This is a genomic window from Desulfovibrio sp. Huiquan2017, assembly GCF_017351175.1.
In the GTDB taxonomy this organism is placed as follows: Bacteria; Desulfobacterota; Desulfovibrionia; order Desulfovibrionales; family Desulfovibrionaceae; genus Pseudodesulfovibrio.
The window spans coordinates 143845-169923 of sequence record NZ_JAFMPN010000006.1 but is presented as its reverse complement, the minus strand read 5'-3'; the positions used below and the strand labels follow the sequence as shown (position 1 = coordinate 169923).

Sequence of the window (26079 nt, the reverse complement as noted above, 5' to 3'; positions counted from 1 at the left end):
ATGAGCCGCATAGTATATCTCAACGGGGCGTTCATTCCCGAGGAGGAAGCCTCGATATCGATTTTCGACAGGGGCTTCCTGTTCGCCGACGCCGTTTACGAGGTGACCTCCGTTCTGGATGGGAAGCTCGTGGATTTCGACGGCCATATGGCCCGCCTGGAGCGCTCCCTTGGCGAAGTGGGCATGCCGATGCCCATGGACCGCGAGGCCTGGCTTGCATTGCACCGTGAACTGGTGGTCAAGAACGGCCTGGAGGAAGGCTGCGTTTATCTCCAGGTGTCGCGGGGGGTGGCCGACCGGAATTTCCTGTTCCCCGAGAACGTGAGTCAGACCGTGGTGGCGTTCACCCAGTTGAAGAATCTGGCCGGTGAGAAAAAGGGGCTCAGGGTCGTCTCCATCCCGGATATCCGCTGGCGCCGCCGGGACATCAAGACCGTTCAACTGCTGGCCGCCTCCATGAGCAAGACCGGGGCCAAGAAGCAAGGCAAGGACGACGTCTGGATGGTGGAGGACGGCTTCGTTACCGAAGGCAGTTCGAGCAATACCTATATCGTGACCAGCGAGGGCGCGATAGTGACCCGGCAACTGTCCTCTTCCATTCTGCCCGGCATCACCCGCGCCGCGGTCCTGAAGCTGGCGGAGGAGCGGGGATTTGTCATCGAGGAACGCCCCTTCACCCTCGACGAGGCCAAGGCGGCGCAGGAGGCGTTCGTGACTTCGGCCACGTCCTTTGTCCTGCCCGTGGTGGAAATCGACGGCACGGAGCTTTCTGGAGGCGTCCCCGGCCCCACAGCCAGGCGGTTGAACGAGATCTATATCGAGGAAGGGCGGCGGAACGCAATCTGATTTGCTGATTGCGCGTCCATCCGGGTTGGGACGGGAATTGTCGTCTTGAAGGCCCTGACCGGGGTTGTCGGTCAGGGCCGAGACCTGGAGCCGGGACCAAACCACCGGGACACGCCGGAGGGTGTGCCTTCGCCCTAATTCGTGGCGGGAATCCCGTTGCGCATGCGCGGTTGCTGCCGGTTTGTCGTCACACGATCGTCTCACGCGGCATCCAAGCTGCTGCGGATTCAACCTCCTCCAGCGCCACCAAGCCTTTTTCGCTTGAAGGTTGCACAAATATGGTACAACTTTTGGGGCACGGGCAGGAAGAGCTTGACTCCACAATGTGATGGGCTATCTCCATAGCACCCTAGCCGCCGGAGCAACTGTCATTGCGGGCGGGCCTGTGGTTCGAATGGACTGCAAGCACAGCCTCGGGGTTACGGTGAGCGCGCACTAACCGCAGGCTGGGGAGAATTCATTGGAGCTCATCCCCCAGGCCGGATCACGGACGTCGGCCCCGGAGCCTAACACGGACAACCACAAGCCAGCGAGGGCCGGTATGCATAAAGAACAGGAAAAGCCCAAGACGATCTTCTTGGGTTACCACCCCCGAACTCATGACGGCAGCTCCCCGCGATCACGCACCCGCAATGAATCCATTGCAATCATGGACGCCTTCAACGTGGAGCAAGGGGAGGGGAAGTTTCGGGCCGAGGTTGTCCAAATCGCCTACACTGATCTTTGCGTCGTTGCCGTCATGGAAACAACAATCGACAAAGTCTGGCAGTACCTCTGATTTAAAAGACTCTTTCAAAACGGTTTGGTAGCTGTGTCCCCTCGGCGGGGCGACACCTTGGCCTGCAGGATCCCCACAAGATGGGGCCAGTGCAAATAGAAATTGTTAGGCAAAACTGCATTCGGCGTTTCAAATGCGCAAACCAAGATGCAGTGAGCGCCAAACCATACGGATTTCGAATACTAGTAGTATGAATAAGGAAGGCTGAGAATTCTCAGCCTTTCGTTGTTGTGGGTAAGTGGTCGTCGCCTGCATGACTTTGGTACGCACTGTACGAGGGGCGACCGGCAGTAAGCTCAATCAGATTTGGCTTAATTAGTCATAGCTACGTTCGATAATGACGTGTTTTTGTGCCAATCCATCGAGAATATCAGTGTGTGCGGGTGAAGTCCAAGGCGTCGTCAGTGTCCCCGCAACAATCTCCACCTTGCAGTGGATCGGCGCTATTTGTATCACTGGTCTATAGTTAACCGATAGCGGAGGATAAGCGGAGTGAAAGAAATAGAATCAAACAAGGAAGCCTGGAGCAAAATTTCAGAAGATCATTTCAGCGCCTTTAAATCAGCATTTGAAAACGGTACGCATAAGCTGAACGGCTATATACAGGCTGAATTAGGAGATATAACCGGAAAAGAAATAGTACACTTACAGTGTAATACGGGAGCCGATACAATCGCTTTGGCAAGAATGGGGGCGAGCCAAGTTACCGGCATTGATTTAGTCCCGGAAAATATTTTTTATGCGAAGAAACTTGCCGCGGACATTCAAGTTCATAATGTGGATTTCATTGAGTCGAATGTCATGACACTGTCGCAAAGCCACGACCGGAAATATGATATTGTGTTTACTTCCGAGGGAGTGCTCGGATGGCTGCCGGATTTGAATATCTGGGCAAATACAATTCGAACTCTTTTGAAAGACAACGGATTTTTATATGTCTTTGATTCGCATCCATTTTTTCTCTCGCTGGATGAAAGTAAGCTGAGCAACGAGCAATACGAGATAAAATATCCTTATTTCGGAAAAGAGCCGGACATGGAAGATTCCATTGGCGGATATGCATCCGAATGTAAGCACGGGGTAAAAGCGTATTTTTGGATGCACACCATATCTGATATTATCAACGCGTTGTCATTGGCAGGATTGCATATTGAATTCTTGAATGAATTCACGGAAAATTTTTATGATTCCGGAGAGATGGATCGAGACGGGGACAGCGGTCTATATAACTATCAATATAATGCAAATAAGTATCCGATGTCGTTTAGCCTAAAAGCTACCATTTATAATAAATAAGCTTTAAATCTTGAGCATGAAGATTATCGGGGATATCGTTCAATTATGTGAGGTGAGCCAACTAAATACCGCATCTATCCTGTGCTGACGACACAATGATCATAACGGGGTACGGAGATACTCTTTATCTGGCACTGCCCCCTGCCTGGCCGTCTGCTCGCGGCGACTCAACTGATTTGCGTTGCCGCTAACGCGTGACGGGCCATCCATGGCCAAGAATAATGGATCCGCTTGCCCGGTGCGCAGTCGAGAAAGAGACGGTTCAGGCGCGCTCACCATGCTCGGCTGAGCAAAGAAATTTCGCAATCAACTGCGCGGCGTGGCCATCGCCATAAGGGTTCTTTCGTGTCGCCATCGTTTGGTATAGTTCTTTATCAAGCAGCAGTTTCGAAACGTTCGCCACAATTTTATCCCGATCGGTGCCGACCAGCATGTTGACCCCGGCCTCAATGCCTTCGGGGCGCTCGGTTATCTCGCGCATAACCAGCACGGGCTTGCCCAGGGACGGCCCTTCCTCTTGGATGCCGCCCGAATCGGATAGAATGAGCCGACTTTTGCTCATCAGGTAAACGAAGGGCTTGTAGCCGAGGGGGGCGGTAAGAATAATGCGTGAATGCCCGCCAAGCATCGCCCTGACAACGGTTTGCACATTGGGATTGAGGTGGACCGGGTAGATAATTGCCAGTTTGGGGAAGGATTCGGCGAGTTCGAGCAGGGCGGTGCAAATATTTTTGAATCCAGTACCAAAGCTTTCACGCCGGTGTCCCGTGACAAGTAAAATGTCACGGTCTTCCTCGATCACCGCCGATACCTCCGGAGGAAGTTTGGGCGGTGCGGCAAGCACCTTGTCCCGCATCAACAGCAGAGCGTCGATGACGGAGTTTCCCGACACGAGGATGGAATTGGCGTCAATGCCTTCCGCGAGGAGCTGGTCGGCGGCCCGTTGAGTTGGCGCAAAATGCCAGGTCGCCACCAGACTGGCTACGCGTCGATTCAATTCCTCCGGAAAGGGCGCGAGCATATCGCCGCTTCGTAGGCCCGCTTCGATGTGGCCAATGGCGATGCCGCGATAAAAGGCACAAAGAGCGCCGACTTGTACGGTGGTGGTGTCGCCTTGGACAAGGATGGCATCAGGCGCCTCCTGCGCGAGGAGGGTGTCGATGGCCGTGAAAAGCCGAGCTGAAAGCGAGGCAAGGGTCTGGTTGGCCGCCATGACATCCAGGTTCAAATCCGGCTTGATGTCAAAGTCTTCGAAAGCCTGGAGTAACATCTCGCGGTGCTGTCCGGTGGCTACGAGTTTGATGTCGAAGTCCGGGCATTGCCGCAATGCAATATAGACGGGAATCATCTTGATGGCTTCCGGTCTGGTGCCGGCAAAAACGAGTATTTTTTTCATGGTCGCTCCCGCAAAGTCTTACGTCTTGCACTCATGCCGCAACAAGAGGATGGCGGCTAGGACATAAAATGAAATTATCCTGTCTTTTCGCTGTAAGAACGATCAGCCGCTGAAAGTCGTTTCGCCTTCATTGGCATGGACGCGTTTCCGTGGGTCTTCGTCAGTGTTTCCAACTTATGGTGAGGGATACAACGCTATGGTTCTGATAAAAAGCGTCACCGTGGTGTGCGTCAAAGCTCACTTTAACTTCCCTTGTGGTGTTTTAGTAGCGTGAGTAGAATTTTCTTGTACGTATCGTTCTGGTCATCAATGGCGGCGGCATTTTGTATCAATGCTATTGCTGCATCTATTTTGTTTTGTTTTAAATATATATCCAGCAACAACATGACGCCGTTCTCCCAATAAGGGAATACGTCAAGAATATCCTTTAACACCGCCTCAGCCGCGGCATAGTCGTTGGCAGCGGAAAAAAGTTGCGCGGTGGCGTGGTAATTGAAAAGATTCAACGGGCTTGCTTTGATCTGCTTTTGAAAGTGCTCCAGCGCCTGCTGGGGGGATGAGCCGTCTATCTTCGCCGGTGCCCAGTAAAACCCTTTGTAGATGCTGAAAACTTCTCCGAGTATCTGATTCTTAAGGGCTTGGTTGTCGATTCCTCTCATTGTTTTTATGATGTATTGCAGGCGGTAAAAAGAGACGCGTTCCGTATAGCTCAAGGAAAGCGATTGGGTGTGCCGCCGATATGAATATAAAATCTCTTTGATGTGGTGGAATCTAAAATTTTGCAAATATGCTCTGCACCAAAAGTCATAGTCTTCTATTAGAAAAAGATCCTCTCTATATCCTTCAAGACGTTCTTGGACTTCACGGCGGTACAGGAAACAGGCCCCGACGACATTGGTGTGAAGCAAATATTCTATAGGTTTGTCGCGACGCATGATCGTTGTGAGGTCGCCATGCTCATTTATCTCTTCGACATCGGCGTAAATAATATCAACATCTCTTTTTATCAATTCCGCCAGAAGCCGCTCGATGCAATCAGGCATGAGGGCGTTGTCATCTGAAGTCCATGTCAAATACGCTCCCGTCGCTTCGGAGAATCCAACATTGAGCGAGGCCGGGAGCTTCTTGTTCTCCTGGTTTGATATTACCTTTATTCGTTTATCCTTTGCGGCAAAAAATTGAATGATGTCCAAGGTCCTGTCGGTGGAGGCATCGTTCACAAGTATGAGCTCAAAGTCCTCAAAGGACTGATTGAGAATGCTTTTTATCGCTGTCCGCAGGTATTTTTCGCCATTGTAGACAGGTAATATTATTGAAACTTTAGTCATTGTTCATATCTTGTTAGGCTGTTGAGGGAAGACGATCCGTCTTGCCGTTTTACAAAGCCCTGGCCGTCGCGTGCAAGAGGGCCTTGGTCTTGAACCCCTTCCGCAGTTGTTTCTGCCGTCTTTACCGAGTCCAAGTCAGCTTTTCGTGGCAATGATATACATGGAAGAGGCTTGAGAGGGCATGACGGCCTGGCCAATAAACTCGAACGTGTCATCCACCCACTTGTATTTCCGTATCCGTCCATCAAGGCGCCAATCCGGCGGTCCGAAGCCCAGGCGCTTGGATTCGAGAACGTCCAATCCCGCCTTGCGCATCATGCAGTCCAAGACCCTGACAGTATAGAAATGCACATGATCGGTTCTGAGCAAGGAGGCCGGGTCCCGTTTGTAGGCCAACTGCCACCACCAGGAGCCTTCGTTGGGAGCGCCGAGGACCAGGATCCCTCCCGGCTTCAGGATACGCCGCACCTCTCGCAATGCCGCGAGATCGTCAGGGATATGCTCGATGACGTGGTTGAAGTATACCACGTCAAAAAAAGCGTCTTCGGTAGGGTAATCGAGTATGTTGGCCAAGAAGATGTGCGCCGCAGGCACGTTCCTTTGCGCGCGGGCGAGGCGCAGCAGATTGTAATCACTGCCATACAAATTGTCGGAAAATTCCTGAAGCCAAGTCAGGTTGTTGCCGTCGCCGCAACCGAGGTCAAGCAGGCGGCACGACTTGTCCAGTCCGCGGTCGGCCATCTCTCGCTTTATGACGGAAGTGACGTACAGCCTGCGTCGGCGGAGATGATGCCGCCACGGGCTCACCGCTTCAGGCGGCTGCTCATGTTCGTACCAACCGGGATTCGCGGCTCTTGCGGCTTCAATGCCGGACAAGTGGGCGGCTTGATCGCGGACGAGCAAGGGAAGGCCCCCCAGGAGCATGTACCGCGCTCCGCACCCCTCGCATTGGCAAAATCGGGTGCCTGCATGAAGCGCGGCGTGACACGCGGGACAACGAAATTGTTCAACAAATATCGACTGGGCCATACCTTTCTCCAAAACTGTTTACGGGTGCCGGCGCTGAAAAGGAGAGATGGAAGTCCAAACGCAAAAGCAACAAGACCCCATAAGTGGTTGCCAAGCCACGCTCCCCGAAATTATCTCATTGCGAAATAGGCAAGCGCCTGCTCGCGCCGAAGACCATCCAACTCTGGGCTGACCTGTCGTCTTTCCGTTGTTCGCATCATCTTCGCCTCAAGCGCCTGGACGGTTTCCTTATAGTATTTTTTCGAGGTTTCGACTGCGTTCCGAGAAAGGCGACGGGCAAGCGCCTTGTCCGAACATCGCTGTATGCTTTGCGCCAGCGCCGTTGGCGATTCATGGGCATCGACCAAAAGCGCGTCGTGTTCATGCGTCAGAATCTCGTTCATGGGGGGGATGTTGGATGTAACGATAGGCGCGCCGCAAGCGGCCGCTTCAATAAACACGATACCAAACCCTTCCCAACGGGAGGGTGTGCACATGACATGGCACCAGGAGTACCATTTCCTGATCTCGTCATTGTCTACAGTAGGCACCCAAAAGCAACGCGTCTCGACTCCGAGATGTTTCGCCAACCTCTTGTATACCATGTCGTCGCCTTGCCCGATAAATATCGCGATATACTGCTGCGGCAAAGCTTTTAGCGCGCCAATAAGCGTTTCAATGTTCTTTTGTTCCGTCTTTCTTCCGACATGCAGAATCGGCAGGCATCCCGCAAGATCCCCCCACTCCGCAGGCAACTCCGGCAAGGAGTCGTCAGGATAAAAGGACTCCGGGCTGACCCAGTTCGGCACAATGCATGTGGAGGCTTCGTCCCTCCCCGTGCGCAACACCGCGTCGCGGACGATGCTGCTGGTGCAATGAACACGGTCCGGGAACACCAATGTCGGGTGAATATTCTTGGGGTTGGGATCATGAACGCTCACATAGACGGGGCAATTCGGAGCGCCGAGAATGGATGCGTATATGGCAAGGTCGCAGGCCCAGTAGCCGCCATACCCTCTGATCAGGTCGGGCGAGATGTGTGAAATCACGTCAAGCGTGGCCCTGCCCTTCACGCCGATAACGCTGTAGCCGTTGATTTCCCGCACTCCGTCAGGCTCGTATGGACTGACAATATAAACTTTTTTGAAAGCCTTTTTGGGATTGAAATAGTCATCCCGCAACAAACGCACCAGATATCCTTTCTCCTCATAGGCGGCGAGAGGGTCCGAGGGTATAATTACGAGACAATCATTTCCTATCATAGGCTATCCCTTCTCTTGTGAAGAATTGTTTATTTCACGATTCGATGTCCGAATCATGATTTTTTGCTGCCGACCGTCACCAGCAGATAGCCCTGGGGCAGCATTTTTATATCCCTTTCGCTCAACGAGTCATACCATTGTTCAAAAAGGCCGCGAAGTGCCGTTGCGCCGTCGAAAGACATGAATTTGAGCGCATGCTTCCATGAGACTGTGTATTCTCGAATGCCATGTAAGTTCGCTTTTTCAAAAAAGGGCGCAACGGTGTATTTGGGATCTTCGTACCCATATTGCCATTTCCCGGTCTGTTCCTGGTGCCACTTGCCGATCCTGTAGGGGATTGACGCCGCATTGGGAACCAGAGACAGAACGATCCCTCTTGAAATCCGCGCGGAGTCTGAAACGATATGTTGTATTTCCGCGTCGCTGAAGTGCTCCAGCAATCCGCTGCTCCAGACGCAATCAAACGTCGCATCCGCAAACGGCAGCGGCTGCAGGACATCCGCATGGGTGAATTCGCCGCTTAGGTTCAGTTCATCGTAAAGCCTTTTCGAGAAGGCCAGGCTGTCGGCGCTGAAATCGAGCAAGGAGGTCTTTCGCCCCTGTTTCGCCAGGGAAGCGGAGAGGAGCCCCGATCCGCTTCCCAATTCAAGGCACGCATCCCCCGGGCGGCTTTCTTCCAGCATGACCGATATCCATTCGGGTATGTTCCCCGAGAGTACGCGTTCCGCCATCGCGTCTGGTGTTGCGCTGCCGACGATGACTTTGTTCCAGTCGGTAAAGGACAGGTTTTGTGACAGTGCCGATCCGTTCTTTTGGGAGATCCACGCAGTAAACAACTTGTCGTTGCGTCCTTCGCAGGGGACACCCTCATGGGCGGAGACGCTCCCGCCCAGGTCGGTCAGAATGCCCTGGACCGTTTGGGTGTCAAACCACTGCTCCGTGTCCAGTATCTGTAGATTCCCAAGCAACGCACTGTTTTTGTCTATGATCAACAAAACTCCACCCGGCTTCACGATGCGCCAAAGCTCCTGCAGTGCGCCTTCGGTGTAAACGCAATGCTCAAGCGCTTCACAGGAGAAGACAAAGTCAAAGGACTCGCTCGGATAGCCGAGGTTCAGACATGTCCCCTGTTGTGTTTTGATGCCGGAGGGGACGTAGCGCAAAACCGTCGTGGACAGGTCGCTGCCATACAAGGCAAGTCTTGCGGCAAACGGTTCCTGGGCAAGACGGGCAAGGTAACGCCCCTTGCCGCAACCGACGTCCAACACGGACAATTCGGAAGCGCCAGTGTGCCGCGTAAGGGTTTCGATCTGCTGTTTTACCAACAGGTATCGGCCGTCATCCGGAGCGATATTGTCGAGGAAACGTGGCGCATGTTCTTCAAAGGAACTCTTTAATTTGCGCGAAAACGTATCAAGGAAATACTTGCTTGCCCACGATATCTCGGCATCGGGGAAATACGTCTTTCCGGCTCCGTAGCTTCCAAACCAACCACCAGTTGGATTCTGCAAGGAAGCCATATAGGCAAAATACCGGTCGGCTTCTTCTTTTCTCCCCATTTTATACAGCAATCCAGCGTATTGGAACATGCCGGTGGAGCACACCCAAGAGACATCCCGGTAGGCCGGAAGGCCGCCGTCGGGCAACTGCCGGGAGAGCGCCTTTTCCATCCCCTTGCGGCAGAGATCTTCATACCCGAGATCAAACAATCCTTCGAGGATATAGGCATGAAAATGCGACAAGCAGGTAAAATCAACGAGATCGGGGGAACGCAGAAAGTGTGCGACACAACGATCCACGGCGGCGATCATATCTTGTCTGCGCAACAGTTCGGTCGCGCGCCTGACGGGTTCCAGTGCGTAGAGAAGGACCCCAGCCGGGACGGCGCCCGTTCCCCACTGCGACAAGTCGGGACAACGAATCTCCCCGCTTTCTTCGATGAAGTGCGTTATCCAACCACAGGCCTTTTCCAAGGCATCGGTGCAGTCAAGCAGTCCCTGGCGAGTCAATTCAAGCAGCCCGCGAACGATCTGTCCCGTATCGAAAACATATGGGGCATGGTCGTCCGGCCCGGGAAACGAACCGTCCTCCCGCTGTATGGAGAGCAACCACTGGCCGAACTGAATGGCCTTCTCCCGCTCTCCCCAGGCGATCAAAGTGGGGATGTAGTATCCCGTCACTTCGGGGTATGGCGTTTTGTGCGCACTGGAAACGGCTATGCCGCCGGAAGCGAGAGAATGCGCGTCAATCCACGCGAGCGTCTTGTAGAAACGGGTAATCAGCGAAATGTTCTTTTTCTTCTTTGGCATTTGTTTTACCGCATCGGTTGGAAGATCGGGTACAACCCCTGTTCCCTCTGTGCTTTTATTTTGCGTATGATACCGCAACGCCTCGCACCACGCCCTGCGCCAGGCTCCCTTCAGCCGGTCCCAACTGCGCGTCTTGCGGATGAGCTCGCTGTTGGCCTCGCTGGCGGCGCGAATCCGCTCCGGATGTTCAAGGCACCATTTGAAGGCCTTGCGAAACGCCTCCGGGGTGCGCTCCACGATCAAACCGTTCTCTTCGTGGCGGATCAATTCCGGGACAATACCGACATCCGTGCATATCGGGAAACAACCGCAACGCATCCCTTCCAGCAAGGGCAGCGGCTCACCTTCTTTGGTCGAAGCGACACAAAGCACATCGGTCTTTTGATAGAACTGCCGCATTTCTTCATGCGCCACGTTGCCCGGAGCGATATTGAGGTTTATCAGGCGGTATGAGGCGGGTTGCAGGATGTCGCGCAGTCCCTTGCAGGGGTCGTTGGCATTGCCGGCCCAGCCAAACGTCAGGTCGCCTGTCTTTGGGGGGCCGGGCTCAAAGAAGCCGCTCACGCCGTTAGGGGCCAACAGGACCGGTCTGATTTTGCCCACGCTCTCATGCAGGCGTTTCGACACCGCCGTGATGACGCCTGAATCCGCCAAATATTTTTCGCAAAATTGCTTTGTGGTGAGCGGTCCCCACTGTCCGGGATCTTCCCATCGGTGGCTGGATACCTCTTTGACAATCCGCCGCGGGTCGATATGCCAGTGATCGACAATGTCCACCCAACAGCAAATATGATAGATATCAAAATAGTCGGGACGGGGATCAGGGGCCTCCCCGTGATGCAGGTAGGCGATTTCGATTTCAAAGTCGTCAGCCAAGGCTTTCTGTATTCCCTTGCTGTTTATGTCGTAAGCCCATCCTGGCACGTCGGCCAGGATAAGCACACGCGGTTTGCGCCCGAACTTGTCTTCAAAATCTTTCAGGATGGCCCTCATCGGTTTTCTCCCTGCATCGCGCTCGGCTCCCGCTGCAAGATAGCGCAAAATGAAAACGTGTCTTTTGGCGTATTGTATACGCGGACAGGCTTCAGTCGCGTCATTCCGGATACGTAGAGAAGGTTGAAGATCTGTAGGAATGAGTCGTCGGTAAATGTCCACGCATGCATTCCGGGGTCTCTTCCGTTGGAGGCTTTCCAGCGATCAATGGCGGCTGGAATGGCGCCGGCGTCGATGTTGGCCTCGCCGTGGTCTCTTCGCCAGTGCCTTCCGGAATCATTGTGCGCCATGAAAAGCCCGTCGATGAACACTTGCAACGGATGGTATTTGGTGTCAGTGGCGAAATGTCTATCAACTATGTCGCCGATGGAAGAGGTGCGGCGGAAATGGTCAAAACAATATCTTTTGTCGGGGACGACGAGGCAGTAGATGCCATCATCCTCAAGTATGTGTTCGACTTCATTGATGTGCGTGACAATGTCGCAGACGTGTTCAATGCAGTGTGAGGAAAAGATGAGATCGAATTTCTTGTCGATCCCACGGAGCGAGCCGTCTTCCGCATAATAGTCTATGCTTGGAAGCGACTGCATGTCCTCTACACCTTTTCCGCGCGCATAGTTGTGGAACTCATCGCCTTCCCGGACGTCAAAGTAAAATACATTGTCTCCGTTGAATGATGGATTCACACCCGGTCCAATCTCCAGGATCCGTTCACATCCAAGCCCGGCAATCCAGGCAATAAACAAGCGATGATCCGCTATCGGTGAACCGAGGCAACCCCTCTTTTTCCCTATTGTCAAAAAATGGCGGCAGGCATCCTCAAAAGAGAGGTTGGCGACATTGGGGTTGCGAGACGCATAGTATCGGTGGTCGAAAACTGGGGGAAGCGGATACTTGCCCATAGTATGTCCTTGGTCGTTAGTAGCTGGTTAAATATCTATGGACTGCCGGAAGCATACCCATGTTGTCACTGTAATGCACATCTTATACCATCTGCGTAGCCAAATCGCTCCACGCTGAAAGGTATCTGTCTATATTAAATATATCCATGGCGGTCAGCCGTGCCTGGCGGCACATTGTTCGCCGTTCTTTCTCATGGCTCAGCAACCAGGCAAGTTGTTCCGCAAGCTCCTCGGCGCTGTCGCCGTAAAAACCGTTCACTCCGTTCTGGATGAACATGTCTACATCATGGTTGCGCAATGAAACGGGAACGGTTCCGGTCATCATCGCCTCACCGCGTGAGCGCGGCATGGGAGCGCCTACGGTTGTGTTGAGGTAGGCGGCAAATTCTCCAATGTATGCCGTATAATTTTGAAATTTCGCCAGCGCCCACTCCTGTGTTTGCATCTCGTAGCCGGGATGAGGAGGGGGGGACTGCGAAAAAGCGATCTTGTCGGCCCCAACCGATGCGGAGATGTGGTCCAGGTAGGCGGCCCCGCGTTTGATCGGCAACGAATCGAAGGCCTTCCTGGACAATGTCAAGGCTGCGAGGCGGTCATGTCTCCCCGGAGGGAATTCCGTGGGAGAAAAGCCATGCCAAATGACGGATGAATTGGCGAAATTCCATTCCCGCTGGGCCTGATGCGAGTTGCAGACCACATGGACATCGCCGAGCAGCTCCCGCAGAGCCTCGCGACTGCCTGTGATCACCTCCCCTCGGGTGTGACCGGCGTCCGCGGTCGCTTCGTCCTCATATATCTGAGGCGAGCCGTGGCACAGCGCGACCTGTGGGATGCCCTTTGTCGCTTCCAGCATGGTCAAGAACGCATTACCCCATTCCGGCAAATGCATGCCGCAATGTTCAGGGTAAAGTACGTGCTCATCAAAGGGCAGGATAGCCAGGTCGTATTCGTTCGGATTGATGGCCTCAAGAGGGGCGAACCTGACGTTGCGGGGCAGGGGGCGTTGATCGTATTCCCATCTGTTGCAATGCCGTGTCCCGATATTGGTTGCCAGGGTAAAGGAGTGTCGCCCCATTTTGAATAGTTCATATTGGTGTGCGGCATGCCACTTATATGTCAAAATCCTGAGCGGCCTGGAGGGGCGGATCTGTATATTTGCTCTCTCCGGGGCGGTATAGCGGGCGTGGGCCGCGATGTACTCCGGCGCTTCCCGTCTTGATGAGACCCTGTCCAGCAGCTCGGCCGTGTTGCCTTGATAGAACTGGCGATCCACCAAAGCCAAGTCGGGGTGCTTGGCCAAAAGCTTCTCCCAGTTTCGCAGATTCGCCAGCACTTTGCTGTCATTGTAAGAATTATCCGCATGCCGGGTATGAATGGCTATTGCGCGCTCGGCGAAACGGGTCTTGCCCCCCGCGAGGTATACCTTGGCCCCGAATTCCTGATCCTCTCCTCCATAGCCGGAGTCCGGTTTGGTGGAGTAGCTGAAATCGGGATCGAAATACTCTTCTTTGATGACCCCTTTTCTAAATGAAAGATTTCGCGTTACATAATTGAAAACACCATGCCCAAGAAATTGCAGATTGCCATAAGCCGTCAGCAGGCTCTTGAGGTTTAACAACTTCTTATTGATGATTTCATGATCGATTTCACAGGCGGCAAGCCAGTCGAAGATGAATTCCTTGTTCAAGTCAAAACGGAAAAAACCGAGTACGGCATCGCAATCGCCAAACCGGTAAGCCCTGGCATGCTCACTCAGATTGGAGGAGCCAAAGGCCATATCACCATCCGCCACAAGCACTATTTCGGCTCGCGCGGCCTCAATGCCTTTATTTCGTGAAATGCAGTTGCCAGAGTTGGTTTCGTTGCAAAGAATGCGGACATCCATATGACAATTAAGCAGCCCGGAGTCCCGTTTCCCCTTCAACCAGGCGTTTACCCGGTCAACGGTGTCATCGGGAGAGGCGTCGTCTACCAAAACGACTTCATAGGGGCGGGCGATGTCTTGCCTGTTGATGGATTCCAGGAAAGCCAACATTTCGTCCGGTTTTTTATAAATGATGCTCACTACGCTGATGACTGGCTTGGGTCCGCCGTCATCGTTTTTGGCCGGTTCTACAAAGCGGCGCAAAACAGCCTCTTCCCTACGTCCAAGTCTGGAGAGCACCGCGTCGGCCAGCGGGCGGGAGTCCTCCATGTTCTTAAACGGATAGTAGAGAAGCCTGAGCGGCACTTCGCTTTCCTGCCAGCGCAGGAACCGTTCATAGTTATTCGTGATGGCGCATACTTTGGTCAAAGGGAAGGTGCTTTGGGCGAGGAGTTCTCGCAGATCTTCTTGTGGGTTGCCGCCAAGATAAACCAGAGATGCCCCGCTCCGGGCAAGGGCGGACAAGCGTGTTCCGTCCAGAGCGGAGAGAGCTGAAGCCCCGACCACGACGCCGTCGAAGCTGTCTTCATGGTCGTCCCATTGCGCAACAGGAAAAGAAACGACGTGTCCGTTTTCCCTTTCCTGGCACCGCGAACGCAGTACCTCCCACGCCAACCGCTCTTCGTTTTCGGGGTCGCCCACAAAGGCCAGCCGTCCGGCTGTGCTGTCCATATATTCTCTGCTGAGAAAGTCACCGGCATGCGCAGACGGCGGTCGTCCTTCGGCCACGCCATGGTGCACAAAGTGGCGATAAGGAGAAACACCCGCATTGAGGACATCTTCATTGCTTTTCAAGTAGAAAAGCATATCCAGCTCCGGCCCGGGGCTCAGTCGCATGAGTTCGCCATACCGTGCAAAGTGTTCAAGCGGGTAATAGCGGAGCTTTTCCACAAAGCTGGATTGTTGCCTATAGTATGTATCGCTGAAGAAACGACAGGGCGGAGCGTCATGTGTCTGCATCAGGTAGTTTTTCAGACCATCCCGAATATCCTTGCCGCCATCCGGGAGTTGCGACAGATAAAACGGCTCGTCAAAAAGTCCGGAAGCGGCAATGCTCTTGTAGGCTATGCCGCGCAGTGCAATCACGACATCCCTGTGGACATCCGCCAAGACTGGGTCGGTCTCAAGCTGCGTAAAAATGGCTGAAAACTCTGCGCAGTGATCTGCGATTTTCGCATCAGCCCATTGGTTCAGCTTGTTGATGACATTCGTCAGTTGCCCAATCTGGCGCGTAATGCCATTGATCCCGTCAATTTTATCCTTGAATACCTGTTCAGGAGACAATGCCCCCATTTTCTTCTCTGTGTCGGCCCCCAGTGCCCGCAGACGCTGCTTAAGAACCTGTACCATCACGGGTAGGTCTTTGTAGTGGATGCACGCGTCGGCGGTGGATAAATCCGCATTGACGTCTTTGTGGATAGCGCACATCCGCTTGAATATGGGGTGCAACGCCGCGAGGGATTGTTTCGCGTTCTGTAACGGTTCCTTCCATCCCCTTTCTTCGGCTCGATGCTTGCGCTGGTATAGTTTTTTCGCACTCAGCCGCATAGCCGTGTGCAGCTCGGTGCGCCTTTCCAAAAGCATAAGCAATGCAGGCTGAGGGAGAGCCTTGAGGCGAAGATCCAAGAGGTTTTGGTCGAGTTCGCGCAACAGGCGGAATAGGTCTCGAAGGACGCTCTTTTTAGACATGGCGTTTCCCTTCTTTCTCTGGATTGGAATCCAGCATGATAGCTTCAAAAGCGCGTTGACAACACCCTTGATCGTGGTAGGCAAAGGTTTGTTTTACGCGATCAATGTAGCGTTGTGCCACTGCGCATCCTCCTTCCAATGTCTTTTCCAATTCCGCAAAAAGGCTTGCCTTGTTTTGACAGACAGGGCCGAACCCCATGGTTTCATAATTAATGTAGCCACTCTTCCAGATTTGACTGTGAACAAAGTCCGCCTTTCTTTCGTACTGGTAATACAAAACCGGTTTTTCCATGTAGGCCATGTCGTACGCAACAGAAGAGAAGTCTGTTATCATGATTTTGGATTGTTGCATCACTTTTATAATGGAACCATGACGCTTGGAGCGTTTCTCTACAAAATCGGGGAACGGCATGTCCTCGACATAGTCTTCAAAACCCGGGTGCGAGAAGAAAACTATCCTATACCCATATGTTTGCAAAAGTGCTTTGAGTTGCGGATCCCCAAAGAAGTCCGCCCACATCTTTACAAAGTTCGAGGAATAGAAATTGGGGTTGCGTTCGCGCCGTTGTCCCTTGCCGTCCCAAGCACCGACAAGGTCTGCCCTCCATGTCGGCATGACGAAGATCTGATTTGTTGTCTCGGTCGGCTCCAGCCATTTGTCATAGCGGGGGAATCCACAGAGGCGCACTTCTTTGTTTGACATGAGGTAGGGACCGTCATTGGTGATGGAGGCCGTCTCTGCGTGGGTGGCGGCTATGAATAAATCAAAAGGAATACTATTAAACCAGCGCGACACATCGTCCTTGGTCACTCCATGCGGCAGGCAAATAAATTTCGGCTTGGGGAAATCGCTGTAATATTGCTCCTCAAGAGGCGTAAAGATATATCGGTCCATCTGGCTGGAAATCAACTTGGCGCAGGTCAGGAAGAGTGCCCCGTGCTCCACGCTGCCATGGGGAATGAGTCGGAAACCTTCCTCTTCCAGCCGAGGCCAATCGTGTGAGGATTCACTGAGTACAAACCATGCGTTGATTTCCGGATGATTGCGTTGCACCCAGCGGTATAGGTGTTCCGCGTTGTCATCGGCCTCGGTGTCTTTGTCTATGAACATCCAGGCATTCTTGAATTTTTCCCGCATGCCAGGCGAAGTCGCGAGACGGCGGAGAGCGCGCACGTCCGGTGGGAAGCCCGTGTCTTCAAGCGGGGCGGGGGTGAAGGCCGCGCGAATTTCAGCTCCAGTGTGGTGCAGGGAGGTTTCCTGCCCGGCCACAAACAGGCGCAGTTGCGTGTCTTCGTGGGATGGCAGGGCAAGCCAGAGAATGCGCTCAAAAACCGTAAAGTCCCTTTCCACGTGGGCGGTGCGGTTCTTGGCATAGACGGGCGCCTGTTCGTCGTCACCCCAGAGGATTCGCTCGTCCGGCGGGTTGCCACAGAACTCATAGCGCACCCGAAGCAGTTCCCGTTCCGTATCAAACTTGTCGATCACAAGCTCCTGGCTCCAGCCTTTTGCCCGTACTGCGCGGTATTGCATGCGGAGCACGAGGGGCGCGATCTAGGCCTGGGACTCCGCAAGACGCTGGATAGCCAGAGCCGCGTTGTTGGTCAGGATATGATGCAATCGGTATATTCCGGGGTAGCGCAACGGATTCTTTTTGATGATCTCCAGGCAACGGGGGAAAACCGCGTGGTTTTCAGCTACCCGGGCCATCTGGCCGATGACTTCGCGTGCGTCCTGCTCGGTGCTTTTGCCCTCGCTTATCTGCATCAAGAGATGCCCCGGGTACGTAAGCAGGTACTCGCTGAAAAACATGTCCGCGAGAGGGGTTTTGCCGCGCGATTTGGCCTCATTATAAAAAATATCGCAGCTTGAGAAATAGTTTCCGTAATGTTCCGGCGTGTATACGGTCGTGGAGAGGGAGTCGGTGCGCTTGATCCAGTAATAGACGACGTCATCGATCCAGACCACCCGGTTAAGCCGGAAAAAGAGCTGAACGAGCATGTGGATGTCATCGCCAGTGCGCATGCCTTCGCCGTGCAGGATTTTATTTTTCTGCAGGAGGCCGGTGGGCCACAGCCATGTCCAGTGCGCGCAAAGGAACGGATTGACGCCCACTCGGGGGGCGGCTTCAACCGGCGCGCAGATTTCCGGCAGACCGGACGGCCTGACCTCCATGTTGCGCACTGTGCCGTCGTCCATGATTTCATGGTGGCAAGCGCGGACCACGGCGTGATGCTTCTTGTAGGCGTTGTAACGCACTTCAAGCGAGTTCTCCGGCAGGAGGTCGTCCGGATCGGCAAAACAGATGGTTTCCCCCCGGGCCGCCAAGATGCCGACATTGCAAGCGCCTCCGCAACCGCGATTTTCCGGCAGCTTGATAAGCTTGAAGCGCGGGTCCGTAGCGGCAATCTCTTCCATCAAGCCGACACTGTTGTCGCTGGAGGCGTCGTCGATCAGAAGGACTTCAAAATTCTCAAATGTTTGACGTTGCAAACAGGCAAAGAAGCGGGGGAGCCACTTCTGCACATTGTAGACAGGGACGACAATGGATATAGCGGTCACGTTTTTTCTCGTTGCAGCTTGGTATAACAGTTCATGGCCCGGCATGGCGCCCACCCATGAGGCCTATAATGCAAGGCGTGCTCCAAAAAGGAGCCTTATCCTGAACAAAAATGTTCAAAGTTTTTATAACATACTGGGAATGCTCAAAATAAAGCATGCGCACCTTTTGGCGAAGTCATACCCGCCAGGGGCGGGGCCGCCAAACCTATGACAGTTCGGGGACTTCGGGGGGGAACAATCTGCCAAGTCGGCTGATTGCCGGGCGGTGGGCGCACAATGCACCAGTTTATGAACTGGCCGCGCCAAGGGCCCGGAAATCAAAATCGGACTTCAGATGCAAATGAGATACAGGGCCAAGGGGGCGGATCCGGTATCTGGGTGTGGGCAGCCACCCGCAATGTTTCCCCCCAGGCCTCGCCCGGTTGGCTCTGGGGAGGCGTCCCGGGAAGGCCCTGGCGCTTCGCCTTGGGGGAGCGCCTGTCAGGCGGGAAGGGCCATGCGCTGTGCCGTTCCTGCGGGGGCCTTCCGGCCTGAGTCCGTTTTGCTATATCTCCGGCGGCATCCTGCCGTCAAAAATGAAATGCAGTCTTGTTGTCGGCCTCAAACCGCCAAGCTGAGCCTTGCCGTAACTCGTTTCCCGCTCTCGCCAATAGGCACATTCGTCGTCCCGCGAACCTTGGTTCGTGTTGAAGATGTCCGGCACACCGCAATGCAAGCCAGACGGCCACGCGGATCGCGTTTTGAACGCCGCGTTGGAACGGGTTTTATTTTGGACAGGGATTGTCCGCCGAGGGGCCAGTCCTGTCAGCCTTGACGGGGGGGCCGATTTCCGCAGCCGTTTTTTGTGTCACGATGTCCTGCGCCTGCCGGGCCGGTGCGCCGGTGTTTTTCGAAATCGTCGGGAATCGGCTTTTTGGGCGGCGCGGCGGTAAGGACAAAAAGGTGGGAACGGTTTTCACTCCCGGTCGAAGCCATTTCTGCCGGATTCACGGCGCGGTTGCAACTCATTCAAACCATTGTCGAATGAAACTATTATCGCCATGGGGCTATGTCCATTGATAGGAATGGCGACGCGTGTCGGGACAAAAAAATCTTGACAGAAATGTCACGGAAGGTAGGGTGGAAAAGCTTACGCAAACGATTGCGCAAACGATTGTATGCGTGTGATCCACTAATTATTTGGAGGTATCGGTATGAGTTTTTTCAAAAAGATCTCTGTGGTATTCATGTCCTTGGCGTTCCTTGGCACCGTCGCGATCGCGCCGGCTTTCGCTGAGAAGCCGGTTGTCGGCCTGGTCATGAAATCACTGGCCAACGAATTTTTCAAAACCATGGAAGAGGGCGCCCGCAAGTACGCCCAGGAAGACGGCACTTTCACCCTGATTCCGGTCGGCATGAATTCCGAGACCGACATCGACACCCAGGTCAGCGCCATGGAGAATTTCATCGCCCAGAAGGTGGACATGATCGTTGTCGCCCCGGCTGACTCCGTCGGCATGACCATCCCGGTCAAAAAGGCCGTCGATGCCGGGATCACCGTCGTCAATTTCGATGTCACCCTGAACAAGGAAGCACTGGTCAAGGCCGGTCTGCCCAAGGATTTCCTGTTTGTCGGTCCTGACAATGCCGACGGTGCCGAAATGGTCGGCGACTACCTGGGCAAGACCATCGGCAAGGGCGCCAAGGTCATCATTATCGAAGGTAACCCCGGCGCCGACAATGCCAAGCAGCGCAAGGCCGGTTTCATGCGTTCCGTCAAGAAGTACGACCTGAACCTCCTGACCTCCCGCACCGCCCATTGGGAAACCGAGGAAGCCAACACCCTGATGACCAATCTGCTCACCATGCACCCGGACGTCCAGGGCGTCATGTGCGCCAACGATTCCATGGTGCTCGGCGTTGAAAAGGCCATCGCCGCCGCCGGCATGACCGGCAAGATCCAGATCGTCGGCTTCGACAACATCGGCGCGGTCCAGGAGCTGATCAAGCAGGGCAAGTGCCTTGCCACCATCGATCAGTTCGGCCCCGAGATGGCGGCCAACGCCATCAAGGTCGGTTTCCGCATTCTCGGCGGCGAAAAGCTGACCGGCTGGCAGAAGACCCCCATCAAGCTCGTGACCAAGGCCGACCTTTAGGCCTGCGGCGAATCATGGCAGCGGGCCTTTGTGCCCGCTGCCTTTTTGGATCGTTTTTCGACGCATTTTCGGTATGCCCTGAGTGGGAGCGCGGATGGCTACAAGTGAAAATATCATAGAACTTCGAGGTATTACCAAGCAGTTCCCCGGCGTCGTCGCTTTGAACGACGTCGATCTCGACATCAGGAAGGGCGAGGTGCATGTCCTGGTGGGTGAAAACGGAGCGGGCAAGTCGAGCCTCATCAAAGTCCTGTGCGGCATCTACAAGCCCGATGCTGGCGAGATGCTCTACCAGGGGCGGCCCTATGCGCCGCAGACGCCGCATGACGCCATGGATGCGGGCATCCGTGTGGTTTACCAGGAATTCAATCTTCTCTCCTATCTCTCGGTGGCGGAGAATATCTTTTTTGATAATTTGCCCCGGAAGTACGGGCTGGTCGATTTCCATACGCTGTATCGCAAGACTCGTGAGTTGCTGGATATCGTTGGGTTGGATGTCTCCCCCAAGACGCCGGTCGAATTACTCGGTGTGGCCCAGATGCAGCTCATTGAGATCGCCAAGGCGATTTCGTCCGAGAGCAAGCTGCTCATCCTGGACGAACCCACGGCGACGCTCTCCAGCAAGGAGATCGAGATGCTGTTCGGCATCGTCGCCAAGCTCAAGGCCCAGGGCGTGACCATCATTTTCATTTCCCACCATCTGCAGGAAGTCTTCGAGATCGGGGACCGCATATCCGTCCTGCGCAACGGAGAGAATGCGGGCACGCATGTCGCTCGGGATATCTCCATCCCGGAGATCGTCAAGCTCATGGTGGGACGGTCCATGGACGAGGAGTATCCCTTCATGGACGACGTGGCGGTTGGCGAGCCCCTGCTTTGCGTGCGGGATTTGCGTTGCAAGGGCAAGCCCCATCCGGTCTCCTTCGAGGTGCGGCGAGGCGAGTTACTCGGCATGGCCGGGCTGGTCGGCTCCGGGCGTACGGATGTCGTTCGCGCCATATTCGGGGCGGACCCCAAAGATGGCGGCGAGATCCTGCTGCACGGGAAGAAGCTGTCCATCAAAACGCCGCGCGACGCAGTGGAGAACAGTATTTGCCTGCTCACCGAAGACAGGAAGAATCAGGGGCTCATTCTTGAAATGTCCTGCGCCGTGAACATGACGCTCACCGACCTGCCCGGTGTGGCGCGGCACGGCTTCATCCAGCATGACATGGAGCGGGAGGTGGCGGAGCGATTCGTGGCCGATCTCGGCATCAAGACGCCATCCATCTCTCAATGGGTGGGCAACCTTTCCGGCGGCAACCAACAGAAGGTGGTCCTTGCCAAGTGGCTGTTCCGGAATGCCGAGGTGCTCATCTTTGACGAGCCGACGCGCGGTATCGACGTCGGCGCCAAGTACGAAATTTATCTCCTGCTCTGGAAGTTGGCCGCCGCGGGCAAGGCGATCATCATCGTCTCGTCCGATTTGCCGGAAATGCTGGGCATCTGCCACCGCATCATCGCTTTTTCCGACGGGAAAATTACCGGCGAACTGCCACGGGACGAGTTCGATCAGGAACGCATCCTTACCATGGCATACGAAGAATACATCCAGGATGACGCGGCGTCATCGGGAACAGAACACGTTAAACGGGGACTCTGATGAATTTCAGGAAACTTGCATATCTGCTGCTCAGAGAGGCCGGTATCGGTGTGGCGCTCGTGCTGCTCATCGTCATCTTCATGCTCGTCGCGCCCAATTTCGCCTCGCCCATCAACCTGATGAATATCTGTACGCAGATCAGCATCAACACGGTCATCGCGGTGGGCATGACGTTCGTCATTCTGTTGGGTGGAATCGATCTCTCCGTCGGGTCCGTGCTGGCGCTCTGTACCATCGTGGCCGGGTTGACCCTCACCAATGAATCCCTGTCTCCCGGGCTGGCCTTCTTCCTCGCCGTGGTCGTCAGCCTGGCCGTCGGGGCGCTGTGCGGTCTGTTCAACGGGTTCGTGTGCGAGCGCTGGAAGATCCATTCTTTCGTCGTCACGCTGGGCATGCTCAACATCGCCCGCGGCGCGGCCCTCCAGATCAGTGATTCCAGAACCCTGTTCGGCTTTCCCGAGGTGTTTACCGACCTGGGCGCGCAGAACGTGTTCGGGCTGCCCGTCATCTTTATTATGGCCCTGACCCTCGTGATCTTGGGGACTATCGTCCTGAACCGGTCCGTCTTCGGGCGGATGATCTATGCCATTGGCAACAACGAGGAAGCTGTCCGGCTTTCCGGGCACCGGACCATCCTTTACAAGATCGCGGCCTTTGTCATCTGCGGCGGTTGTGTCGGCGTGGCCGGCATCATGTATATGCTGCGCCTCTCCATGGCCAGCCCGATTCTCGGCGTCGGTTTCGAACTCAATGCCATCGCTGCGGTCGTTATCGGCGGCACCAGCATGATGGGCGGAAAAGGCTCTTTGGTGGGGACGTTCCTGGGGGCCTGCATCATCGGCGTGCTCAACAACGGGCTCCTGTTGCTCGGCATGGGGGATTTTGCCCGCCAGATCGTCACCGGCCTGATTATCGTCGCCGCGGTCATTATCGACACCTACCGCAATCGGCTCCTGACCAAAATTCAGGTTTCCGAGTAACGCCATGACTGCAAAAAAGTTGATAGTCCTGGGCAGCGTCAACGCCGACCACATCCTGCGGGTGGAGGATTTTCCCCGTCCCGGCGAGACGGTCATCGGCCATGGCTACCAGGTCCTGCCGGGCGGGAAAGGGGCCAACCAGGCCGTGGCTGCGGCGCGACTCGGCGCGGATGTCGGGTTTATCGCCTGCGTGGGGGATGATGATTTCGGCGTGCGCATCCTGGAGCGTTTCCGCGACGACGGCATTGATACGGCGGCGGTCAGGGTCGTGCCCGATACGCCCACAGGGATTGCGCTCATCCAGATCGCGGCGGGCGGCGAGAATTCCATTGTCATCTCGCCCGAGGCCAACGGTTGCCTGACGCCTGACGTGTTGGGGCCGCGCCTGGAGTTGCTGCAGAGGGCCGATACCATTTTGATGCAGTTGGAAAGCCCGTTGGCGACCATCGAGTTGGCCGCTCGAAAGGCGCGGGAATACGGCGTGACTGTGGTGCTCAATCCGGCTCCGGCTCAGCCTCTGGCTGATTCGCTGCTTGCCGATGTGAGTGTGATAACGCCCAACGAAACCGAGGCGGAACTGCTTACGGGCGTCAGGGTCGCGACGGAATCCGATGCGAGACTGGCTGCTGGGGTTTTGCACGACAAGGGAGTTGAAACGGTCATCATCACTCTTGGCGGGAATGGAGCTTTTTTGAGTACCGCCGGGGTTTCCCGGCGTGTCCCGGGATATGAGGTCGCACCAGTTGACACGACTGCCGCCGGTGATACCTTCAACGGGGCGCTCGTCGCGGCCTTGCAACAGGGCCTTGATATGGCCGGGGCCGTTCGTTTCGCCCATGCCGCGGCTGCCATCTCCGTAACCAGGCTCGGCGCACAAACGTCCATTCCCTACCGCGCGGAAGTGGACAGATTCATCAAAGACAACGGATAATCAATCATGTCGACCATCAAGGATGTTGCAAAACTCGCACGGGTGTCGACATCAACGGTCTCTCACGTCCTGAACAAGACCCGATTCGTCCGCGAGGACACGCGTCAACGGGTCGATGCCGCCGTTCGCGAACTGAATTATCGTCCTTCCTCCATCGCCCGCAGCTTGAAGGTGCAGACCACCAATACCTTGGGCATGCTGGTCACCGCCAGCCGGAACCCGTTTTTTGCGGAAGTGGTCCACGCCGTGGAAAGGCGGTGCTACGAGCGGGGATATACGCTTTTCCTGTGCAACACCGAAGGCGATGTGAAGCGCATGGAGGCGAACCTCGATGCCCTTGAGGAGAAGCGGGTGGACGGGCTGTTGCTTCTTTGCAGCGAGGTGAACGACGATATTCTCCGCCTGCTCGAAGCCGAGCGGCCCACTCCGACCGTTGTTTTCGATTGGGGGCCGGAGTCGGACAATGTCGATCGGATATACGACAACTCGCCCGACGGCGGCTACATGGCCGTTCGGCATCTCATTGAGATGGGCCATACGGAAATCGGGTGCGTAACCGGCCCGATGGGGCGCCGGTCCGCCAGTGAGCGGCTCGAAGGGTTGCGCTCGGCCATGGATGAAGCAGGCTTGCCCGTTCGCGAGGAATGGATCGTCGAGGGCGACTATGATTGCGGCGGCGGTATCCGCGCCCTGCGGCAATTGATGGCGCGGCCTTCCCGGCCGACGGCCCTTTTCGTGTGCAACGACATGATGGCGCTTGGCGTCATCAACGAGGCCGCCCGGATCGGGGTGCGTATCCCCCGGGACCTGTCCATTGTCGGGTACGACGATATCTACATCGCACGCTACATGACCCCGCCGCTCACGACGATCCACCAATCCACAAGCAAGATTGCGGCCATGGCCGTGGACACGCTCATTGATCGCCTGAGCAGCAAGCGGAGCAAGGGACGGGTCATCAGGATCGAGCCCCGGCTTGTCGAGCGTGATTCCGTGCGCAAGATGAAGTAAATCTGTCTGCGGCTACCGGCAGGAGGCTCGACTCGCTCCGGCGGTCCGGGGCGGCGGGACCTTTGCTCGGTTCGGCTTCCGTTGCATTTCGATGCGCGCAGGGGAACTCCCCGGCCTCGGCTCAGCCGGGCGTTGGCGGGTTCGCATGCGGCGCTTCCGTTCGGTGATCAATACTTCTTGCGCAGTCCCACGGAGCCTCCAGTGACGCTGAAGGTGTTCTCCACGACGATGATCGCCTCGGGGTCGATGTCGAAGACGGCCTGTTCCAGCGAGCGCAGGCGCAGCCTGTCCGTGACCGAGAGGATCATGTCCACGTTGATGCCGGAGTAGCCTCCCTTGCCGGGAAAGACCGTGGCGTGCTGTTTGCGTACATGGGTGAGGAACTGCACGACCGCATCCCCCTTGCGGGTCAGGATACGGACGGCCTTGCGTTGGTTGAACAGGGAAAGGACGTATTCCGTGACCACCGAGCTGATGAACAGCATGACCAGCGAGGCGACGATGATGTCCGGGCTGAAGCGCTTGAGGGCTGTGGTCATGACCAGGGCGTTGACCACGAAATAGAAGACGCCGAAGCGCAGGCCGTATTTCCTGTTCAGGATCACGGCCAGCACGTCCAGGCCGCCTCCGCCGCCGTAGGTGCGAAAGATGAGCCCGCACCCGGCTCCCATGAGGGCCCCCGCGGCGATGGCCGAGTATACGTCCGCCCGGATGCCGAAGTCGCAGCGCAGATAGGCGGTCAGCAGGGCTATGGTCAGCATGCTGTAGAGGTTCAGAAGGAAGAACCGTCGGCTCACGCCTTTCCAGGCCAGGAAGAACAGGGGGGCGTTGAGGAGTATGTACCAGTTCGACAATGAGAGCCCCGGCATGGCGTTATTGCCCACCACGGCCAGGCCGTACAACGATCCCGGCACAAAGTCGTGGTGCGCGGCGATGCCGTTGTAGCCGATGACGTAGACCACCGACCCCAGCGTCAACAGAAAAATATTCCACCCCAGAGTGTCAGTCAGCGACCGCAGTTGCATGCTCATGTTTTGTGCCTCCCATGCCTGTCGATTTAGGAGCGCCACCATAAGGAGCAACAACTAT

18 protein-coding genes are annotated in these 26079 nt (G+C 55.4%); 8 read left to right on the top strand and 10 right to left on the bottom strand.

Annotated elements, in window-relative coordinates; genetic code table 11:
* From J0909_RS06620 to J0909_RS06610, 3 genes are all read left to right on the top strand, one after another.
* Positions 1–846 carry a D-amino-acid transaminase gene (locus tag J0909_RS06620; protein ID WP_207261489.1) on the top strand — a complete coding sequence of 282 codons (846 nt, stop codon included), beginning with the start codon at positions 1–3 and terminating at the stop codon, positions 844–846.
* 541 nt (positions 847–1387) lie between these two features.
* On the top strand, positions 1388–1624 hold the full coding sequence (locus tag J0909_RS06615; protein ID WP_207261488.1) for a hypothetical protein: 237 nt from the start codon (positions 1388–1390) through the stop codon (positions 1622–1624).
* A gap of 492 nt (positions 1625–2116) precedes the next feature.
* Complete coding sequence (locus J0909_RS06610) at positions 2117–2920, top strand: class I SAM-dependent methyltransferase (RefSeq protein ID WP_207261486.1); 804 nt, start codon at positions 2117–2119, stop codon at positions 2918–2920.
* 262 nt (positions 2921–3182) lie between these two features.
* On the opposite strand, the gene wecB is transcribed toward J0909_RS06610, so the two are convergent.
* The 9 genes from wecB to J0909_RS18350 form a co-directional block, all read right to left on the bottom strand.
* Complete coding sequence (gene wecB / locus J0909_RS06605) at positions 3183–4316, bottom strand: non-hydrolyzing UDP-N-acetylglucosamine 2-epimerase (RefSeq protein WP_207261484.1); 1134 nt, start codon at positions 4314–4316, stop codon at positions 3183–3185.
* A 242-nt stretch (positions 4317–4558) separates the two neighbouring features.
* Positions 4559–5644, bottom strand: a complete 1086-nt coding sequence (locus J0909_RS06600) for a glycosyltransferase (protein WP_207261483.1) — start codon at positions 5642–5644, stop codon at positions 4559–4561.
* Positions 5645–5779: 135 nt separating this feature from the next.
* Complete coding sequence (locus tag J0909_RS06595; protein ID WP_207261481.1) at positions 5780–6547, bottom strand: class I SAM-dependent methyltransferase; 768 nt, start codon at positions 6545–6547, stop codon at positions 5780–5782.
* Between the two features lie 236 nt (positions 6548–6783).
* Positions 6784–7842, bottom strand: coding sequence for a glycosyltransferase family 4 protein (locus J0909_RS06590; RefSeq protein WP_207261479.1), 1059 nt, complete (start codon positions 7840–7842; stop codon positions 6784–6786).
* A 125-nt stretch (positions 7843–7967) separates the two neighbouring features.
* Positions 7968–11216, bottom strand: coding sequence for a methyltransferase domain-containing protein (locus J0909_RS06585; RefSeq protein WP_207261477.1), 3249 nt, complete (start codon positions 11214–11216; stop codon positions 7968–7970).
* Positions 11213–12118, bottom strand: coding sequence for a methyltransferase domain-containing protein (locus tag J0909_RS06580; protein WP_207261475.1), 906 nt, complete (start codon positions 12116–12118; stop codon positions 11213–11215). Before J0909_RS06580 ends, J0909_RS06585 begins: the two co-directional genes overlap by 4 nt.
* Positions 12119–12200: 82 nt before the next feature.
* Positions 12201–15731 carry a glycosyltransferase gene (locus tag J0909_RS06575; RefSeq protein ID WP_207261473.1) on the bottom strand — a complete coding sequence of 1177 codons (3531 nt, stop codon included), beginning with the start codon at positions 15729–15731 and terminating at the stop codon, positions 12201–12203.
* Positions 15724–17262 (bottom strand): CDP-glycerol glycerophosphotransferase family protein, encoded by a 1539-nt coding sequence (locus J0909_RS18355; RefSeq protein ID WP_286181837.1) that lies wholly within the window; start codon positions 17260–17262, stop codon positions 15724–15726. The genes J0909_RS06575 and J0909_RS18355 overlap by 8 nt, the downstream gene beginning before the upstream one ends.
* A gap of 21 nt (positions 17263–17283) precedes the next feature.
* Entirely contained in the window at positions 17284–18336 is a 1053-nt protein-coding gene (locus tag J0909_RS18350) for a glycosyltransferase family 2 protein (protein ID WP_286181836.1), read from the bottom strand.
* A gap of 1148 nt (positions 18337–19484) precedes the next feature.
* Here J0909_RS18350 and J0909_RS06565 point away from each other — a divergent pair.
* The 5 genes from J0909_RS06565 to J0909_RS06545 all read left to right on the top strand — a co-directional run bounded on the left by J0909_RS06565 (position 19485) and on the right by J0909_RS06545 (position 24990).
* Positions 19485–20426 (top strand): sugar ABC transporter substrate-binding protein, encoded by a 942-nt coding sequence (locus J0909_RS06565; protein ID WP_207261471.1) that lies wholly within the window; start codon positions 19485–19487, stop codon positions 20424–20426.
* A 94-nt stretch (positions 20427–20520) separates the two neighbouring features.
* Positions 20521–22068: a sugar ABC transporter ATP-binding protein gene (locus J0909_RS06560; RefSeq protein ID WP_207261469.1), complete on the top strand. Its 1548-nt coding sequence runs from the start codon at positions 20521–20523 to the stop codon at positions 22066–22068.
* A complete protein-coding gene (locus J0909_RS06555; RefSeq protein WP_207261467.1) occupies positions 22068–23048 on the top strand; it encodes an ABC transporter permease in 981 nt (326 codons plus the stop codon). The genes J0909_RS06560 and J0909_RS06555 overlap by 1 nt, the downstream gene beginning before the upstream one ends.
* A gap of 4 nt (positions 23049–23052) precedes the next feature.
* Positions 23053–23979 carry a ribokinase gene (gene rbsK, locus J0909_RS06550; protein WP_207261465.1) on the top strand — a complete coding sequence of 309 codons (927 nt, stop codon included), beginning with the start codon at positions 23053–23055 and terminating at the stop codon, positions 23977–23979.
* A gap of 6 nt (positions 23980–23985) precedes the next feature.
* Positions 23986–24990: a substrate-binding domain-containing protein gene (locus J0909_RS06545; protein ID WP_207261464.1), complete on the top strand. Its 1005-nt coding sequence runs from the start codon at positions 23986–23988 to the stop codon at positions 24988–24990.
* 167 nt (positions 24991–25157) lie between these two features.
* Here J0909_RS06545 and J0909_RS06540 read toward each other — a convergent pair whose 3' ends face one another.
* Entirely contained in the window at positions 25158–26021 is an 864-nt protein-coding gene (locus J0909_RS06540; protein ID WP_207261463.1) for a YitT family protein, read from the bottom strand.
* Positions 26022–26079: the final 58 nt, after the last annotated feature.